Below are 17,403 nucleotides of genomic sequence, written 5' to 3'. Positions count from 1 at the left end.
CGGAGCTCAGCGACTGCCGGCGGCGATCTGCGGACGCCCCTCGATCGCGTCGCGCCAGGTGTGCTCGATCGCATCGAAACGATCCGCGCTTTGCGCCGCGAGCACCAGCGTGCCGTTCGCAATCGGGATTTCGCGGCCGACCATGGCATCGCGACGGAAATCCCTGTCGTCCGCGATGCGGTGGTCGACGACATAGACCACGCTGACCGGTGCGCCATTTTCCGGCATGACCATGTGCACGGTGCGGTAGGCGCCGACCGGGCACTCGCTGACGTAGCTGACGTCGCGCGGGACGGAGACAAGATGGACGCCGCGATCGGCGAATGCGCGCTCGACCTCTGCAGCGGGCACGGCGGCGGTGAGCTGTAGCGCGTCACGCTCCTCGCCGTTGATGTGCTGCACGACGAGGTCGGCCAGCGTGGCCGGCGGCGCGCGTTCGTAGCGGACGACGCCGATCGCGAGCGCCATGCATGCGACCGCTGCGAGCGCGATCCAGGCGGTGCGGCGCCGGTTGGTACGCTCACGCTGGCGCGTGCCGGTCAGTTGCGCGAGCAGGATGCGGTCGGCAAGGCCATCCGGAATCGGCACGGCCAGCGCGTTCGACAGACGGCTCTCGAACGCCTGCGCGCGGGCATGGGCATCCGCGCAGAACGGGCAGGCATCCAGATGCTCGCGCGCGGCGCGGTCGGTCACGCGCGGGTCGCTGCCGAGCAGGCGGCGGAACTCAAGGCAGTCCATACAGCTCCGCCTCCTTGCCGCCGCCGTCGAGCAGCGCCTTGAGTTTCTGGCGCGCGCGGAACACCTGGGTCATCACCGCAGCCTCGCTGAGGCCGAGCTGGTTCGCGATCTCGGTGCAGGAAAAGCCGCCGAGTACCTGCAGCACCAGCGGCTCGCGGTATTTCGCATCGAGCTTCGCGATCGCGGCGCGCAGCACCGCGTCCTCGCCCAGGTGTTCGGGGCCGGGTGCGCTGTCGACAGGATCGAGGTCGCTGATATCGGTGGTTGGCATAGGTTTGCGTTCGTACAGGCGGGCGTGCTCGCGGCGCAGGATCGTCGCCAGCCACGCCTTCGCGGCAACGTTCTCGCGCAGCGTGTCGAGGGAGCGCCAGGCGCGCAGGAAGGTTTCCTGGACCAGGTCCTGCGCCAGCGCGTCCTGGCTGCAGAGCCAATAGGCGTAACGGTACAGCTCGCCGGAATGCGCGCGCACGAGGGCCTCGAACTGCTGCTGGCGATTGCTCACACCAGGAACAGACCGGGATTTACCGCGTTCGCTTGCATCTTCCGTCATGCGCGGACGTCCATTCTCGAACGATGCACGGATTGGATTCCGATTCGATGGGACCGAGCGGGATCGCGGCTCAGCGGATGCGTTCGAGGATCCCGTCGAGCTCGTCGAGGCTATGGTAGTGGATCACCAGCTTGCCGCGGCCATTGCGCGCATGCGCGACATTGACACGGGTGGCGAGCTTTTCGGCGAGGTCGCGCTCCAGCGCGGCGATGTTTGGATCCTGTTTCACGGCGGCCTTCGCGGGTTTGGGCGCGGCGCCGGTCTCGGCGCGGCGCACGGCCTCCTCGAGCTCGCGCACCGACCAGCCTTTTTCCGCAGCCGCGAGCGCGAGCGCGATGGCGCTGCGCTCGGGCAGCGTCGCCAGCGCGCGCGCATGGCCCATGTCGAGCTTGCGTTGGTCAAGCAGGCGCTTGATCTCCTCGGGCAGCTCCAGCAGGCGCAGCAGATTCGAGACCGCGGCGCGCGAGCGGCCGACCGCGTCCGCGGTCTGCTGGTGGGTCAGCTCGAACTCGTCGATCAGGCGCGCCAGCGCCTGCGCTTCCTCGAGCGGCGAGAGGTCCTCGCGCTGGATGTTCTCGATCAGCGCCATCGCGACGGCGGCCTGGTCCGGCACCACTTTCACGAGCGCCGGAATCTCGCTGAGGCCGGCTTTCTGCGCGGCGCGCCAGCGGCGTTCGCCGGCGATCAGTTCGTAACGATCGCGGCCGATCGCACGCACCACGACCGGCTGGATCAAGCCCTGCGCGCGGATCGAGGCCGCGAGTTCCTCCAGATGCTCCGGATCGATCGTGTGGCGCGGCTGGTACTTGCCGGGCTGGATCAGGCCCACATCGAGCATGCGCAGCTCGCCTTCGGTGTCCTGTGCGGCGGCCGGCATGTCGCCGCCGCCGAGCAGCGCGTCGAGGCCGCGCCCGAGGCCGAGTCCGCGTTTCTTGGCTGCCATGCTCGAGAATTCCTAGTTCGTGTGGGTCGCGCTGGCGATGGCCGGCGTACGTTCGCGCCGCAGCATTTCGCCGGCGAGGCCAAGATACGCAATCGCACCGCGCGACTCGCGGTCGTACAGATTGATCGGCTTGCCATGGCTCGGCGCCTCGGCGAGGCGGATGTTGCGCGGGATGATCGAGCGAAACACCTTGTCGCCGAAATGCTTGGTCAGCTGCAGCGAAACCTCGTTGCCGAGGTTGTTGCGCACGTCGTACATCGTGCGCAGCAGGCCTTCGACCTCAAGGTGCGGATTCAGGCGCAGGCGCACCGCCTTGATCGTGTCGAGCAGGCTGGACAGGCCTTCCAGTGCGAAATATTCGCACTGCACTGGGATCAGCACGCCGTGCGCCGCGGTCAACGCGTTGATCGTCAGCAGGTGCAGGGTCGGCGGGCAGTCGATCAGGATCGTCTGGTAGCGGTCGCCGAGCTTGGCGAGCTGCTCCTTGAGGCGCGACTCGCGCGCGAGCGAATCCATGAGTTTGAGTTCGGCCGCGGTCAGGTCGCCGCTGCCGGGCAACAGATCGAAGCCGCCCTCGGTCGGCTGGATCACGTCCTCGATGCGGGCCTCGTCGAGCAACACCTCGCAGCCGTTCGGCCTGGTCGTGCGCTTGTCCACGCCCGAGGCCATCGTCGCGTTGCCCTGCGGATCGAAATCGACCAGCAGCACCTTGCGCCGCGTTTCGGCAAGCGCCGCGGCGAGATTGACCGCGGTCGTGGTCTTGCCGACCCCGCCCTTCTGGTTCGCAATCGCGATGATGCGTGTCATGGTGCTACCGCCAGCCCCTGCCTGATCCCGTATGAGCGAACTCTGCGCGCCACGGATGGCGTGCACTTTGCGTCAGCCATGCATGGCTGACGCAACGGAACCGAATCCGGGCGTGTACCGGACTCGGCGAGCAAATGTTGGACAGGATGTTCAACCATTTGCTTGTGGAGCGACCACGCGCTTGATTACCACGACGTGGCGCTCCGCGTCCAAACCCGGTACCACGAGCGGCACGACCGCGTCGACGTGGAATCCGTCCGGCACGCCAGCCAGCTCATCCTGCGGGAAGCGCCCCTTCAGCGCCAGCCAGACCCCGTTGGCGCCGAGCAGATGGCCGCCCCAGCCGAGCATGTCGGCGAGGCTGGCGAATGCGCGCGCCGTGATGCAATCGAACGTGCCTTCGACCGCCTCGACGCGGCTTTCGAGCACTCGCACGTTCTTCAGGCCCAGCTCGCGCACGGCCGCACGCAGGAAGCGCGTCTTCTTGCCCTTCGAGTCGACCAGGGTGACCTGCCGTTCCGGAGCGATGATCGCGAGCGGCACCCCGGGCAGGCCGGGACCGGTGCCGAGATCGGCCAGGCTCGCCCCGCGAACCTGCGCCGCGATCGCCAGCGAATCGAGCAGATGCCGCGTGACCATCTCGGCCGGATCGCGCACCGCGCTCAGGTTGTAGGTCGCGTTCCAGCGATGCAGCAGCTCGACATACGCGAGCAGCGTCGCGATGGCGGCGTCCGGAAGTTCGAGATGAAGGGCTGCGAGACCCGCGCAGAGGCGCTGCCGCAGCGGATCGCGGTCAGCCATGGCGGTCGCAACGATACGGGGCGCGCAGTATCGGCGCGCGCGCTCCGGAAATCCACCGACCCCTCCGCGTTCGCCCCGAAGTATCGAAGGGCGAACGGTGGGCCGAGGCTCAAGCCAGCGCGCTGAGGTCCACGCGTGCGATCAGCAGGCCGCGATCCTGCAGTTCCGCATTCAGCGCCTGCTTCAGCCAGCCCCGGCGTGCCTCGAGGTCGTCCGGCAGCACCGCGTAGTCGAACAGCCGGCGCGTCGATACGCGCAGCAAGCCTTCGACATCCTCGATGACCAAGTCGGCGCGCTGCGGATCGAGCACCTGGAAATACACGACCGCACGGAACGACTGGTCGGCGCGGGTCAGGTCATCGACCGCGACCGTCGCGCCCGCGAGGCTGATCTTGTGCGCGATGCGCTCGATCAGCGGCATGACCAGATGCGTGCCCGAACCGACGATGCGCACGTGGCCGTCCATGCGGCGGAATGTGTAGACGTGCCCCTCCGGAATGCGGCGCACCGAGGCGATCACGAGAAGAGCCAAGGCGCACAGCGCCGCGAGGATGATCGGGGACAACATTTTCTTTTACTCGACAGCTAATTATCGGGGGTAGCTGCAGCGCTACATAATCATGTTAGCTCGCGTAAAACTAACGATTGCTTAACAGAATTCGTTGCTGCAGTGCAACCGATGCAATGGTGGGGTTCGTCCCCGGCGCGCCGAAAACTGCGGCGCCTCGCCGCGCGGAGCCCACGAAGACCGCCGGGTACAATGCGGTTTTCCGGGCGCCATCGAGGCCTATGTCGTACCCGCACACCCGCCTGCGCCGCATGCGTCGCGATGCGTTCTCGCGTGCATTGATGCGCGAAACCGATCTGACCCCTGCCGACCTGATCCTGCCGGTGTTCGTGCGCGAAGGCCGCGGCGAACGCGAACCGGTGCCGTCGATGCCCGGTGTCGATCGCGTCTCGATCGATGAACTGCTGCATGTCGCCGGCGAAGCGCACGCGCTCGGAATTCCCGCGCTCGCGCTGTTCCCGGTCACACCGCCGGAGGCGAAATCACTCGATGCGCGCGAGGCCTGGAATCCGGACGGCCTCGTGCAGCGCACGGTGCGCGCGCTGAAGCAGGAAATCCCGGAGCTCGGCGTAATCACCGACGTCGCGCTCGATCCGTTCACGACGCACGGCCAGGACGGCCTGATCGACGCGACCGGCTACGTCGTCAACGACCTCACCGTCGAGGCGCTGGTCAAGCAGGCCGTGTCGCACGCCGAGGCCGGCGCTGACATCGTCGCGCCATCGGACATGATGGACGGGCGCATCGGCGCGGTCCGTGCGGCACTCGAAGCGGGCGGGCACGTCCACACGCGCATCCTCGCCTATTCCGCGAAATACGCCTCGGCGTTCTATGGCCCGTTCCGTGATGCACTCGGTTCCGCCGGCAACCTCGGCAAAGGCAACAAGTACACCTACCAGATGGACCCGGCCAACTCCGACGAGGCCTTGCGCGAAATCGCGCTCGACCTCGACGAGGGCGCCGACATGGTCATGGTCAAGCCGGCGATGCCGTACCTCGACATCGTGCGCCGCGTGAAGGAACGCTTCGGCGTGCCGACGTTCGCGTACCAGGTCAGCGGCGAGTACGCGATGCTGAAGGCGGCGTTCCAGAACGGCTGGCTCGACGAGCGCGCCTGCGTGCTCGAGGCGCTGACCGGCATCCGTCGCGCCGGCGCCGACGCGGTGCTGACCTACTTCGCACTCGACGTCGCGCGCTGGCTGCGTGATGAGCGGTGAGGCAAGAAGCGAATCCCCCACTGCCGTCATCCCGGCGAAAGCCGGGATCCAGCGTCTTCTTCGTTTCAACGCGAGGAACTGGATCCCGGCTTTCGCCGGGATGACGAAATCAGCACCCACGTCGTGACCATGCACTCCCGCTACGCCGTCTTCGGTCAGCCGATCGCGCACTCGCTGTCGCCACGCATCCACACGCTGTTCGCTGCGCAGTTTGGCATCGCACTCGACTACCGCGCGATCGAAGCCGGCCGCGAGGATTTCGTGCAGGTGCTCGACGCGTTCGCGCGCAATGGCGGGCGCGGCGCGAATGTGACGCTGCCACTCAAGGAGGATGCCGCGGCGTTGTGTGCCGAATGCAGCGAACGCGCGCGCCGATGTGGCAGCGTCAACACGCTGCTTCGCGTCGGCGATATGTGGCACGGCGACAGCACCGATGGCGCCGGCCTGCTGCGCGATCTGCGTGAACATCACGACTTCGATCCGCGTGATCAACGCATCCTGCTGCTCGGCGCGGGCGGCGCGGCGCGTGCCGCCGCATTTGCGTTCATCGACGCGGGTGCCGCGGAACTCGTGATCGCGAATCGCACGTTCGAACGCGCAGATACGCTCGCTGCGGCGATCGATGCTCCTTCTCGCGTAGCCGCACGAGCGTGGACCGAACTGTCCATCGGAGATGGCTTCGACCTGGTCGTCAACGCGACCGCCGCGGGCCATGCCGGCGCCGCGTTTGATTTGCCGTGCGATCGCCTCGCATCGCGGACCTTCTGCTACGACTTGTCCTACGGCAAGGCCGCTTCGCCGTTCCTGGACTGGGCACGCGCGACCGGCGCGTCCCATGTCAGCGACGGCCTCGGCATGCTCGTCGAACAAGCTGCCGAATCATTCGCGATCTGGCACGGCCGGCGGCCGGACACCGCGCCGGTGCACGCCGAATTGCGCGCGCAGCTTGTCGCGGCGTCGAAGAAGTGACCACGATGGACTGCCGCCGCGGCTGCGGTGCCTGCTGCATTGCGCCGTCGATCTCCTCGCCGATTCCGGGCATGCCGCATGGCAAGCCGGCGGGAATTCCGTGTGTGCAGCTGATGGACGACTACCGTTGCGCGATCTTCGGCCAGCCTGAGCGTCCGGACGTCTGCGCGCGCCTGCGCCCTACGGCCTCGATGTGTGGCGTGGCCCGCGAACATGCGTTGACGATGCTCTCGGCGCTCGAGGTCGCGACGCAACCGCGTTGAGTCAGCGCGTCAGCGCGTCTGCGACGTAGCGGTTCTTGAGCTTCACGTAGTGGTGCGCCGAGTAGTACAGGCGCTCGATCTCCTCGCTGGACAATTTGCGCACGCAGCGCGCCGGATTGCCGACCCAGAGTTCGCCTTCGCCGACGATCTTGCCCGGCGTGACCACGGCGCCGGCGCCGATCATGCTGTGCCGGTTGACGACGACGCCGTCGAGCACGGTCGCGTGCATGCCGATCAGGCAGGCGTCGCCAATCGTGCAGGCGTGCACGACCGCGGCGTGGCCGATCGTCACGTCGGCGCCGATGCGCAGCGGAAAGCCATCGGCGGTGTACTCGCCGGGATGGGTCACGTGCAGCACCGCGCCGTCCTGCACGTTCGTGCGCGCGCCGATGCGGATGAAGTGCACGTCACCGCGCGCGACCACGCAGGGCCACAGCGAGGCGTCCTCGCCGATCTCGACGTCGCCGATCACGTGCGCGGCAGGATCAATGTAGACATTTGCGCCGAGGCGCGGCGTGATGCCTTGGTACGGGCGGATGTTCATCGCGAGAGCGTAGAGGATTTGCGGTGGCCTGACATCAGGCGGAACCGTTCGCCCTGATCCTTCGGCAGGCTCAGGACAAGGTGTGCCTTGGGCGTATCGAAGCGCGAACCCTCCGGACGTCGCGTGGTTCGTGATTCGATACTCAGCGACGGATGGGTCGACGCATGCCGGGGAACTGGACCCTACATCCGAGGTGCTTGATTTTGGGCGCGCTGCGCGCCACGTTGTCGGGCCGATCCCCACGCTTTCCGCCATGACGACCGACAATCCGCTGCTCGCGACCACCGGCCTGCCGCGCTTTTCCGCGATCCGCCCCGAACACGTCGAGCCTGCCGTCGATGCAGTGCTCGCCGACTACCGCGCGCGCACCGATGCCTTGCTTGCATCCGACGCGACGCGCGACTTCGCGAATGTGGTGCTGCTCGGCGAGGACCTCGAGGATCGCCTGAACCGGGTCTGGGCGCCGGTGTCACACCTGCATGGCGTCGCCGATTCCGAGGAACTGCGCAAGGCGTACTCCGCCGCGCAGGAGAAGATCGTCGAACACGCCAGCGAGCTCGGCCAGAACCGTGAGCTGTACGCGGCGGTGAAAGCGGTCGCGGACCGCGCCGAGGCGATCACGCTGCCGCGAGCGGCGCGCACGCTGATCGAGCACGAGCTGCGCGACTTCAGGCTCTCCGGTGTCGCGCTCGAAGAGCCGGCGCGCTCGCGCTTTCGCGAGATCGCGAATGAGCTCGCAAAACTTGCGACCGAATTCGAGGAAGCGGTGCTCGACGCGACCGACGCGTGGAGCGCGCCGATCGCGCAGGAATCCGACCTCGCTGGCATTCCCGAATCCGGCCGCGCGGTGCTGCGCGCGTACGCGCAGGAGAAGAACGCCGATGGCTGGCTGGTCACCTTGAAGCAGCCGAGCGTGCAGGCGGTGCTGACTTATGCGGACGACCGGAGCTTGCGCGAGCGCGTCTATCGCGCGCACCAGACGCGCGCCTCGGACCAGGGACCGAACGCGGGCGAGTTCGACAACACCGCGCGTATCGACAAGATCCTCGCGTTGCGCCACGAGGCGGCGCAGCTGCTTGGTTTCCACGACGCCGCGGAGGAGTCGCTGGCGACCAAGATGGCGCCTTCGCCGGATGCGGTGTTTGCGTTCCTGCGCGATCTCGCGGCGCGCGCGAAGCCGGTCGCGGAACGCGAACTCGCTGAGCTGCGCGCATTCGCGGCGGACGAACTCGGCATTACCGAGCTGCAACCGTGGGATATCGGCTACGCCGCGGAGAAGCTGCGCGAAAAGAAGTACGCCCTGAATGAGGAAGAGCTGAAGCCGTACTTCGCGCTCGATCCGGTGATCGCCGGCCTGTTCGCGATCACGCAGCGCGTGTTCGGGGTATCGCTGAAGCAGCGTGAGGGCGTCGACGTCTGGCATCCGGATGTGCGCTACTACGACCTCGCCGATGCGAACGGTGCCGTGTTTGCCGGCGCCTACGTCGACCTCTACGCGCGCGGCGGCAAGCGTGGCGGCGCGTGGATGGATGTCTGCGTGAACCGTTTCGTGCGTGACGGAAGCGGACACGAGAATGGCACCCAGCTGCCGGTCGCGTTCCTGACCTGCAACTTCGCGCCGCCGACTGCGCAGACGCCGTCGCTGCTGACCCACGACGACGTGCTGACCTTGTTCCACGAATTCGGCCACGGCCTGCATCATTTGCTCACCGAGGTCGACTATCCGGGTGTCGCCGGCATCAGCGGCGTCGAATGGGATGCGGTCGAACTGCCGAGCCAGTTCATGGAGAACTTCGGTTGGCAGCGTGAGGCACTCGATCTGTTCGCGCGCCACTGGCAGAGCGGCGAACGCCTGCCGGATGAGTTGTTCGCGCGCATGCAGGCCGCACGGCATTTCCACGCCGGCCTGTTCCTGGTGCGCCAGCTCGAATTCGCGCTGTTCGATTTCCGCCTGCATCGCGAGTTCGATCCGGCACGCGGCGCGCGTGCGCTGGAGATCCTCAATGAGGTCCGCGACGAGGTCGCCGTGCTGCACCCACCCGCGTGGCAGCGCTTCCCGCATGCGTTCACGCACATCTTCGCGGGCGGATACGGCGCGGGCTACTACAGTTATCTGTGGGCCGAAGTGCTGTCGGCCGACGCGTTCGGGCGCTTCGAGGAAACCGGCGTGTTCGATCGCTTGACCGGCGAGGCGTATCGCAAGGCGATCCTCGCGGTCGGCGGTTCGCGGCCGGCACTGGAGAGCTTCGTCGAGTTCCGCGGCCGCGAACCGCAGCCGGACGCGCTGCTGCGCAGTTATGGGCTGGCCGCATAGGACGGCGCGGTTTCCCCAATGCCCAGGCAGGATGCAGGGCACGGCGATTTCGAACCCTTACCCCTCTCCCCGATGGGAGAGGGGCTTTAGAATGCACCGATGAAACTCGCCTCGTGGAACGTCAATTCGCTGAACGTGCGCCTGCCGCATGTTGAACGCTGGTGTGCGGAAGCGCAGCCGGATGTGCTCGCGTTGCAGGAAACCAAGCTCGAGGACGCGAAGTTCCCGGTCGCTGCGCTCGAGGCGGCCGGCTACGGCTGCGCGTACTCGGGACAGAAGACCTACAACGGCGTCGCGATCCTCTCGCGCGCGCCGATCAGCGATGTCCGGCACGGCATCGATGGTTTCGACGATCCGCAGCGGCGCATCCTCAGCGCGACCGTCGGCGATGTGCGCGTCGTGAATCTCTACGTGGTCAACGGCCAGGCCGTCGGCAGCGAGAAGTACGCCTACAAGCTCGACTGGCTGGCCAAGGTCACCGCCTATCTGGCCGAGGAGATCCGCCGCCATCCGCGCCTGGTCGTGATGGGCGATTTCAATATCGCGCCGGACGATCGCGACGTGCACGATCCGGCCGCGTGGCACGAGCAGATCCTGTGTTCGACGCCGGAGCGCGACGCGCTGAAACGCCTGCAGGACATCGGCCTCGCCGACAGTTTTCGCCTGTTCAACGAGGACGGCGGACACTACAGCTGGTGGGACTACCGGCAGGCCGCGTTCCGGCGCAACCTCGGCCTGCGCATCGACCTGGTCCTGGTTTCCGAGGCGCTGCGGCCGTTGTGCATGGCCGCGACCATCGACCGCGAACCACGCACCTGGGAACGCGCCTCGGACCACACGCCCGCCGTACTGGAACTCGACAATGGCCGCTGACTGGCTGGTATCACCGGACGACAAGGAACTGGAGGAACTGGACCAGTTCCTGCGCGCGCATTCGGGCGACGAGGACCTGCTGCTCGATGGCGTGCACGGCTTCCTGACCGCGCTCGCGATCGGTCCCGCGCCGGCCAAGCCCGAGGAATGGCTGCCGGAAATCCTGCACGAGCCGTTCGCGGACACCGGCGAGGGCGAGCGCGTGCTGACCCTGCTCGCACGTCTCAACGATGCGATCGCGCCGGAGCTGGAAACCGGCACCTACGAGCCGATCCTCGGCGAACTCGATGTCGAGGAGGGACCACCCGCGTTCACCGCTCGCGGCTGGTGCGAGGGTTTCTCGCGCGGCATCGACCTGCGCGCGCCGGTCTGGGAAGGCCGCCTCGGCCACGATTCGGAACTGATGGAACTGCTCGGCCCGATCATTGCGCTCGCGATCGATGACGGCGTGTTCGAAAGCGACGCCGCGTTTCCGCCGCTTGGCGACGAGGACTACGACGAATGCCTGTCGCAGATTCCGGGCGCGGTCGCCGCGGTCGCCGAGTACTGGCGCGATCATCCGCTCAGCGCGGACGAGCGCAACGCGCCAGCACCGGAAGGCGGCGCGATGCCGCCGCGGCGACGGAGTGGGCGCTGGGTGCACTGAGGCGATCGCGTCGACGATGCTGTCGTAGGAGCGGCGTCAGCCGCGACACTCTTCAAGCCCTCCCCTTCAAGGGGAGGGTTGGGTGGGGATGGTGTTCACCGCGCCAACAGCATCGCGGCTGAAGCCGCTCCTACATTTCCAGACGCATCGTTCGTCCCGGCGCTCCAATCCGTTCACGGATACGCGCTTGTGCGCACGCCTGCGCGCGCGCATGTTGCGCGCATTCCCGGTTTGGAGAATCCCCATGACTGCCACTGCTTCCACCAGCCGTCGCGTCGCCCGCGTGTTCCGCGGCCAGCCGACCTCGGACGGCGCCGGCGTGAAACTCACGCGCGTGATCGGCCAGCGCGACCTCGACATGCTCGATCCGTTCCTGATGCTCGACGAGTTCCGCTCGGACCAGGCCGGCGACTACATCGGCGGCTTCCCGAGCCATCCGCACCGTGGCTTCGAAACGGTCACCTACATGCTCGCCGGGCGCATGCGCCACGCCGACAACCAGGGCAATTCCGGTTTGCTCACGCCCGGCAGCGTGCAATGGATGACCGCCGGCCGTGGCATCGTGCATTCGGAGATGCCCGAGCAGGAAGACGGTCTGATGTGGGGCTTCCAGCTCTGGGTCAATCTGCCGTCCGGCGACAAGATGGGCGCGCCGCGCTACCAGGACATCGCGCCGGAGCGCGTGCCGGAGATCACGCCAGCGCCCGGTGTGCGGGTGCGCGTGCTCGCGGGGCGGCTCGGCGAGGCGACAGGGCCGGTCAGCGGCGTCGCGGTCGAACCGCTGTATTTCGATATCCAGCTCGATGCCGACGCGCGCTTTTCCGTACCGCTGCCGGGCGGTCACAACGCCTTTGCGTACGTTTATGCAGGCAGCGCCGAGGTCGGTGCCGCGGATGCGGCGAAGCGCATCGCGCGCGGCGAGCTCGCTGTGCTCGATCGCGACGGCGAGGAATTGCTGATCGCAGCTGGCAACGAGCCGACGCGGCTGATCGTCGTCGCCGGCAAGCCGCTCAACGAGCCGGTCGCGAAATACGGTCCGTTCGTGATGAACACGCCGGAGCAGATCGTCGAGGCGATCCGCGACTACCAGGCCGGCAGGTTCTGACCAGGCGCAGATTGATCCGCGCCGCGTGGATTCGGATCGCTGAGCGTGCCCGCCCACGATTGAAAGCGGCGCTGCGTCCACGCGGCGCCGCCCGGCGATCCTGCTCTTGTTACGGCGTGGCTCAGTCGAAGCCGTTGCTGAAGATCGTATCGGCAGTTTCCTCGACAGCGAAGTTCACCGGAATGCGGACTAGCGGCTGCACGGGATCGTCACTGGTCACGCAGATGCTCGCGGAATAGAAGCCTCGTACGAGCGTACCCGCGTCGAACATCAGCGTCACCGGGCTGCCGGTGTCGGCGGCGGTCGTGCCGCTGGACGCTGACGTGAACTGGATCCAGGGAACGCTGCCCGGCGCCGTGCAGTCGCTGCCGGCCGTGGCCAGGCTCCAATGCAAATCACCGGAACCGGCATTGCCGATCGTCAGCGTCGTCGAAGCGCTGCTGCCGGCCGTTTCGACTTCAACCGACAGCGCGGCTGGACTCAAGGTCATGGCCTGCACGGGCTGCACGGTGCAGGCCTGATACCACGGCGTCGCCTGAGTGATGGTGTTCCAATCAGTCGAGGCGACCGGATCGAGATAGTTGGGGCACAACGAGCCTTGGCCGAAAGGCATCAGCGTGGTCGGCGATGGCACCGCAGGCGCTGGTCCGTGCAACTTGTTGTCGCCGATTAAGAAGGTGCCAAGCCAGCGCAGTCCAGTGAGTGGGGGAACGGTGCCGCTCAGCTGGTTGTGGTCCATCTGAAGGGTCATCAGCATCGTCAGCCCGGTGAGCGATGGGATATGGCCAGTCAGCTGGTTGTGATCGAGGTAGACGGTGCTTAGATTCGTCAGCCCATTGAACGCCGGAATGCTGCCGCTGAGCTGATTGTGATCGGCGACGAAGGTGCGCAGATTGGTCAGCCCGGCCAGCGACGGAATAGCGCCGCTGAGCTGATTGGAGGCGACATAAATATTCTGCAGAGCCGTCATTCCGGTCAGCGCAGGGATGGCGCCGCTGAGTTGATTGCGCGCGACATCGAAGTTGGTCAGGCTGGTGATGCCGGCGAGTTCGGGAATGGGGCCACTGAATCGGTTGCCTTCAACGAACAGCGAAGACAGATGCGCCAGTTGCTGGGACGAAGGCAGGCTGCCGCTGAACAGATTGTTGTCGGCGTCGATTTCCAGACCGGTTTGATCGCTGAGATCGGGAATGGAGCCCGTAAGCTGGTTGCTGGTAACCAGGAAAGCCTGCAGGTTGGTCAGCCCCGTCAGGGACGGAATGCTGCCGCTGAGGTGGTTATAGGTGACATCGAACGAATTGAGATTGGTAAGGCCGACGAGTGTCGGAATCGGGCCGCTCAGCTGGTTGTAACCGAAAAAGACCGATTGCAGGCTGGTCAACCCAGCGAGCGACGGAATGCTGCCGGTAAATCCACTGCGCGCCAGAGCGATGGATGTCAGATGGGTCAACCCGGTGAGCGGTGGAATAGGGCCGGCGAGATTGACGTTTTCCACCATGCTCACAGTGACCAGGTTGGTCAGGTGATTCAGCGAGGCGGGCAAGGTTCCGGACAGGTTATTCAGATCGAGGTTGATCCCCTCGATCGTCACGCCGCTGGCGTCGCAGGTGATTCCGTTCCAATTGCACTCCTTGCCTATATCGTTCAGGTTCCAGACGTTCGCCCAGTTTGCGCCACCCGCGCTGTTGTAGAGGTCGAGCAGCACCGCGCGTTCCGCGACCGGAATGGCGGCATGCGCCGACGAGATCGCCACGAAGGCGAGCGGCACGGCGAGCGCGAACCAGCGTCGCGCGAATCGGCCCGCCGTTCGATGGGTGCCAACGGATATATGGAAAACTGTCATGGTGAATCGTCTCCTGCGTGACTGACTCGACTGATGTGCATCGCCATGCGACGCGGTCCCCGCCGCGCATGCGGAATCGCTTTCAGATGAGCCCCAAGAGAACCGGTGACCCGAGCGTGCCGCCGCTGACCAGCATCTCCGGACCTTGCGCGCAGACGCCCAGCGGCACACTCGCGCTGTGTTATCGCTCCATTACCGCTACATGAATGCAGGCGAATACAACGCGTTACGCGATCATTGCGGCGATGGCCGCAGCCCTGCACGCGGGTATCGACGTCAGTGAGTCGACCCGATCGGCGGCGCTGAACGGGAAGGAGGTCGCAGCAGCGCGGCGGGAATCGGCCGTTCGCCAGCCAACCCCCGCGTCCGCTGCAGCGCATCGCGCCACGCTTCTTCCTGGCCGAGTGCTCGGTAGAGACGAGTCTGCAGGATGCTGCAGGTGAAATCCGCACCTGCCCAGCGCGCGACCCGGCCAACGATCGCGCTGGCCCGCTCGAGATCTCCGGTGTCGATCAGGGCGTGACCCCAGGAAGCTGCGACGGCAGCCATATCCGCCGGGACGCCGGCCGTCTCGGAGGCGCGCAACGCGTGTTCATACGACGTAGTGGCATCGTTCCTGGTCGCCCGACGCAGCTCTGCATCCGCGAGGCTGGCGTAGACCGGCGCAGCCGCAATCGTCGTTGTGGCGGACCAGGCCGCGAACTTCCGGATTTCCTCGGCCGCTTCGGCGCCCCGGCCAGCCGCTTGCAGGGCGCGCACTAGCGTCAGCCAGGCCATCGCGCGTTCGCGCGCATCGTCGGGACGCGCCAGCGCGGCAACCGCCTCCCGCGCGGGTTCGATCGCCGTCTCTGCCTGACCACCTTCCAGTTTGAAGCGCGCCCGCGTGGCGCGCATCTGTCCAACCAGCGCCTGTTCCTGGTCCGGTGATACTTCATTCTCCATGACGCCGAGCAAGGCGACCGCCTCGCTGGTGCGCCCGTTCGCCGCGAGCGCGTGCGCATGCTGCAGCTGCATCGCGCGGCGTGTGTCCGCGTTCTCGTGCTGGGACAACTGCGCCAGGCCGCTCTCGCTGACCGAGAGAGCTTCCACGGGCTGCAGCAGCGCGAGGTGCGTCTCGACTTCATCGCACAGCGTGTGGATGAGTTCGCTGTGCGCGCCCAAGCGCTGGAAGCGATCCGCAGCCCGGCGCAGGACGGATGCGCCCTCGGCGTAGTGGCCGCGGGTGTTTTCCATCAAACCCTCATTGGCCTCGACCCGCGCGAGCGAGAGCGCGTCGCCGGTGATTTCGAGCGCGATGCGCGACCGCGCAAAATCCGCCGCCGCCGCGTCGAAACGACCCATGCTCGCATTCGCGACGCCGCAACCCATGTAAGCGCGCCCGAGCGCGTCGGGTTCATTGCGATCCGTCAGCAACGCAGTCGCTTCGGCGCACGCGCGCAGCGCGCCGGCAATGTCATCGCTGTGTGTTGCAACGGTACCGAGAACGGTCAGCACGCGCGCGCGCAGGACGGGATTCGTTTCGGCATCGACCTCGCCGAGGAGACCTTCGAGTCGTTGCCGCGCGACTGAGAGCTGGCCACCACGAAAATCCGCCACTGCGAGGCGCAAACGCAATTCGGGTGCCTTCTGCAATGCAGGCGATGCGGTTTCGATCGCCTGCCGGACGCCGGCGAGGTCATCGACGAGCAGTGCCGCTTCGGCACGTTGCTGGACGGCAGCAAGGGAAAGCGCGTCCGTGTCACCCTGCGTCCCGCCGGGTCTGCCCAGACGATCCAGCAGCATGGCCGCTGCCGCACGCGCCGCGGCGACCGCGTCTTCGTGCTGCGCTTCGATTTCCAGGTCGCGGCCATCGGCATGGACATCGAGATGCACGCGCCAGCCCGCGGCCGTCCGTGTCACCTTCGGAGCAATCAGCCGCTGCGCGCCGGTGGCGCTGCGGACGAGCTGCTGCGCGGCCTTCCCATCACTGCCCGCCGGACCGGTCAACGCGACGACGCTGTCACTCGGCACTACGGTCATGCCCGCGCTGCGCAGGCGCACGGCAATGAGATCCATCAGGCCGAGCCGCAGCCACGCCCATTCCGGGCTGGCGTCGACCGTCGCCGGGAGAACGGCCGTCACGTCGACGCTCGCGCGCGGGGATAACCCTGGCGACGGCGGCGATATCGCGTCGCGGTGGGCCAGCGCGAACCCGGTCAGCCCGAGCGCGAACGCGGCAGCGGTTGCGGCGCCGACGATCCACGTTCGGCGGCGACCGCGGCGACGCGCCGGTTTCGCGGCGGCGGCGCGCTCGAAGTGCGCGGCATCCGCGCTGCGTTCGGCGCTGGCCGCGCCATCGGCAGTCCGGTTCTGCGTGTCGGCGCCCGCGCGCCGCGGCAGGTCGGGCAGTTCCTCCACCACCACGTCGGCGACCCAGCGGTAGCCGAAGCGCGGGATCGTGCGGATCGCGTTCTGTTCGTCGCCGTTGTCGGCGACCGCGCGGCGAGTCTTCAGCATGGTCTGGCCCAGCACTGCATCGGTGACGTCGAGCCTGCCCCACACCGCCGCGATCAACTCGTCGCGGCCTATCGCACGGTCGCGATGATCAATCAGGTAGGCAAGGCAGTCGAATACCTTGGGCGACAACGTCACCAGCTCGCCGCCGCGGCGCAATTCGCGCGCAGCCAAATCGACGGTGCAGTCGCCGAAGCGGTATAGGAGACGGTGCATCCGCCAAGGTTAGCTGCCCTGCCCGGACTTTGCGCAATCAGCGGCGCGGATCGCGCTGATCATTGCGCAGCGCGAGCGCTCAGAACGCGATCATCACGATCGAGCCTGCGACGATCAGGCCACCACCGATCGCGACCGGCCAGCTCAACGATTCGCCGACGAACAGTGCGCCGAGCAGGATCGCGAACACGACGCTGAGCTTGTCGATTGGCGCTACCTTGCTGACCGCGCCGAGCTGAAGCGCGCGGTAGTAGCACAGCCACGACAACCCGGTCGCGACGCCGGAGAGTGCGAGGAACAGCCAGGTCTTCGGCTCGATCGTCGACGGTGCGCGCCATTCGTCGCGCAGCGACAGGATCGCCGCGGTGACCCCGAGAATCACGATCGTGCGGATGAAGGTCGCGAGGTTCGAGTTGATGCCGGCGACACCGATCTTGCCGAACAGCGCGGTCAATCCCGCGAAGAACGCGGAGCCCAACGCAAACAGGATCCAGCTTTCACGAAGATTCATGG

General features: G+C 66.8%; 17 protein-coding genes. 7 read left to right on the top strand and 10 right to left on the bottom strand.

The window, feature by feature from the left end; translation table 11 throughout:
- Positions 1 to 6: 6 nt before the first annotated feature.
- The 6 genes from ABD002_RS07630 to ABD002_RS07605 all read right to left on the bottom strand — a co-directional run bounded on the left by ABD002_RS07630 (position 7) and on the right by ABD002_RS07605 (position 4,407).
- Positions 7 to 738, bottom strand: a complete 732-nt coding sequence (locus ABD002_RS07630) for a DUF3379 family protein (protein ID WP_343788958.1) — start codon at positions 736 to 738, stop codon at positions 7 to 9.
- Positions 725 to 1,240, bottom strand: coding sequence for a sigma-70 family RNA polymerase sigma factor (locus tag ABD002_RS07625; protein WP_343788955.1), 516 nt, complete (start codon positions 1,238 to 1,240; stop codon positions 725 to 727). The genes ABD002_RS07630 and ABD002_RS07625 overlap by 14 nt, the downstream gene beginning before the upstream one ends.
- Before the next feature lie 118 nt (positions 1,241 to 1,358).
- Complete coding sequence (locus tag ABD002_RS07620) at positions 1,359 to 2,231, bottom strand: ParB/RepB/Spo0J family partition protein (RefSeq protein WP_343788952.1); 873 nt, start codon at positions 2,229 to 2,231, stop codon at positions 1,359 to 1,361.
- A 12-nt stretch (positions 2,232 to 2,243) separates the two neighbouring features.
- Positions 2,244 to 3,038: a ParA family protein gene (locus ABD002_RS07615; protein WP_343788949.1), complete on the bottom strand. Its 795-nt coding sequence runs from the start codon at positions 3,036 to 3,038 to the stop codon at positions 2,244 to 2,246.
- A gap of 150 nt (positions 3,039 to 3,188) precedes the next feature.
- Entirely contained in the window at positions 3,189 to 3,839 is a 651-nt protein-coding gene (gene rsmG, locus ABD002_RS07610; protein ID WP_343788946.1) for a 16S rRNA (guanine(527)-N(7))-methyltransferase RsmG, read from the bottom strand.
- A gap of 109 nt (positions 3,840 to 3,948) precedes the next feature.
- Complete coding sequence (locus ABD002_RS07605) at positions 3,949 to 4,407, bottom strand: SPFH domain-containing protein (RefSeq protein ID WP_343788944.1); 459 nt, start codon at positions 4,405 to 4,407, stop codon at positions 3,949 to 3,951.
- A gap of 221 nt (positions 4,408 to 4,628) precedes the next feature.
- On the opposite strand from ABD002_RS07605, the gene hemB reads away from it, so the two are divergent.
- From hemB to ABD002_RS07590, 3 genes are all read left to right on the top strand, one after another.
- Complete coding sequence (gene hemB / locus ABD002_RS07600) at positions 4,629 to 5,624, top strand: porphobilinogen synthase (protein ID WP_343788941.1); 996 nt, start codon at positions 4,629 to 4,631, stop codon at positions 5,622 to 5,624.
- A 129-nt stretch (positions 5,625 to 5,753) separates the two neighbouring features.
- Entirely contained in the window at positions 5,754 to 6,593 is an 840-nt protein-coding gene (gene aroE / locus ABD002_RS07595) for a shikimate dehydrogenase (RefSeq protein ID WP_343789410.1), read from the top strand.
- A gap of 5 nt (positions 6,594 to 6,598) precedes the next feature.
- Positions 6,599 to 6,856, top strand: coding sequence for a YkgJ family cysteine cluster protein (locus ABD002_RS07590; protein WP_343788938.1), 258 nt, complete (start codon positions 6,599 to 6,601; stop codon positions 6,854 to 6,856).
- Position 6,857: 1 nt separating this feature from the next.
- On the opposite strand, the gene ABD002_RS07585 is transcribed toward ABD002_RS07590, so the two are convergent.
- Entirely contained in the window at positions 6,858 to 7,400 is a 543-nt protein-coding gene (locus ABD002_RS07585; RefSeq protein WP_343788935.1) for a gamma carbonic anhydrase family protein, read from the bottom strand.
- A gap of 253 nt (positions 7,401 to 7,653) precedes the next feature.
- Here ABD002_RS07585 and ABD002_RS07580 point away from each other — a divergent pair, with 253 nt between their 5' ends.
- The 4 genes from ABD002_RS07580 to ABD002_RS07565 all read left to right on the top strand — a co-directional run bounded on the left by ABD002_RS07580 (position 7,654) and on the right by ABD002_RS07565 (position 12,338).
- Positions 7,654 to 9,714 (top strand): M3 family metallopeptidase, encoded by a 2,061-nt coding sequence (locus ABD002_RS07580; RefSeq protein ID WP_343788932.1) that lies wholly within the window; start codon positions 7,654 to 7,656, stop codon positions 9,712 to 9,714.
- Between the two features lie 99 nt (positions 9,715 to 9,813).
- The gene (gene xth, locus ABD002_RS07575) at positions 9,814 to 10,587 is read left to right on the top strand and encodes an exodeoxyribonuclease III (protein WP_343788929.1); all 774 of its coding nucleotides are present in this window, start codon (positions 9,814 to 9,816) and stop codon (positions 10,585 to 10,587) included.
- Positions 10,577 to 11,233 carry a YecA/YgfB family protein gene (locus tag ABD002_RS07570; protein ID WP_343788926.1) on the top strand — a complete coding sequence of 219 codons (657 nt, stop codon included), beginning with the start codon at positions 10,577 to 10,579 and terminating at the stop codon, positions 11,231 to 11,233. The genes xth and ABD002_RS07570 overlap by 11 nt, the downstream gene beginning before the upstream one ends.
- A gap of 244 nt (positions 11,234 to 11,477) precedes the next feature.
- Positions 11,478 to 12,338, top strand: a complete 861-nt coding sequence (locus ABD002_RS07565) for a pirin family protein (protein WP_343788923.1) — start codon at positions 11,478 to 11,480, stop codon at positions 12,336 to 12,338.
- 121 nt (positions 12,339 to 12,459) lie between these two features.
- On the opposite strand, the gene ABD002_RS07560 is transcribed toward ABD002_RS07565, so the two are convergent.
- The 3 genes from ABD002_RS07560 to ABD002_RS07550 form a co-directional block, all read right to left on the bottom strand.
- Positions 12,460 to 14,043: a leucine-rich repeat domain-containing protein gene (locus tag ABD002_RS07560; protein ID WP_343788921.1), complete on the bottom strand. Its 1,584-nt coding sequence runs from the start codon at positions 14,041 to 14,043 to the stop codon at positions 12,460 to 12,462.
- 414 nt (positions 14,044 to 14,457) lie between these two features.
- On the bottom strand, positions 14,458 to 16,890 hold the full coding sequence (locus tag ABD002_RS07555; RefSeq protein WP_343788918.1) for a winged helix-turn-helix domain-containing protein: 2,433 nt from the start codon (positions 16,888 to 16,890) through the stop codon (positions 14,458 to 14,460).
- Positions 16,891 to 16,969: 79 nt separating this feature from the next.
- Positions 16,970 to 17,401, bottom strand: coding sequence for an EamA family transporter (locus ABD002_RS07550; protein ID WP_343788915.1), 432 nt, complete (start codon positions 17,399 to 17,401; stop codon positions 16,970 to 16,972).
- Positions 17,402 to 17,403 lie beyond the last annotated feature (2 nt).

Source organism: Dokdonella soli, from assembly GCF_039523175.1.
GTDB lineage: Bacteria > Pseudomonadota > Gammaproteobacteria > Xanthomonadales > Rhodanobacteraceae > Dokdonella_A > Dokdonella_A soli.
Note: the sequence above shows the minus strand (reverse complement) of the source record. Positions and strands in the feature narration are given on the sequence as shown.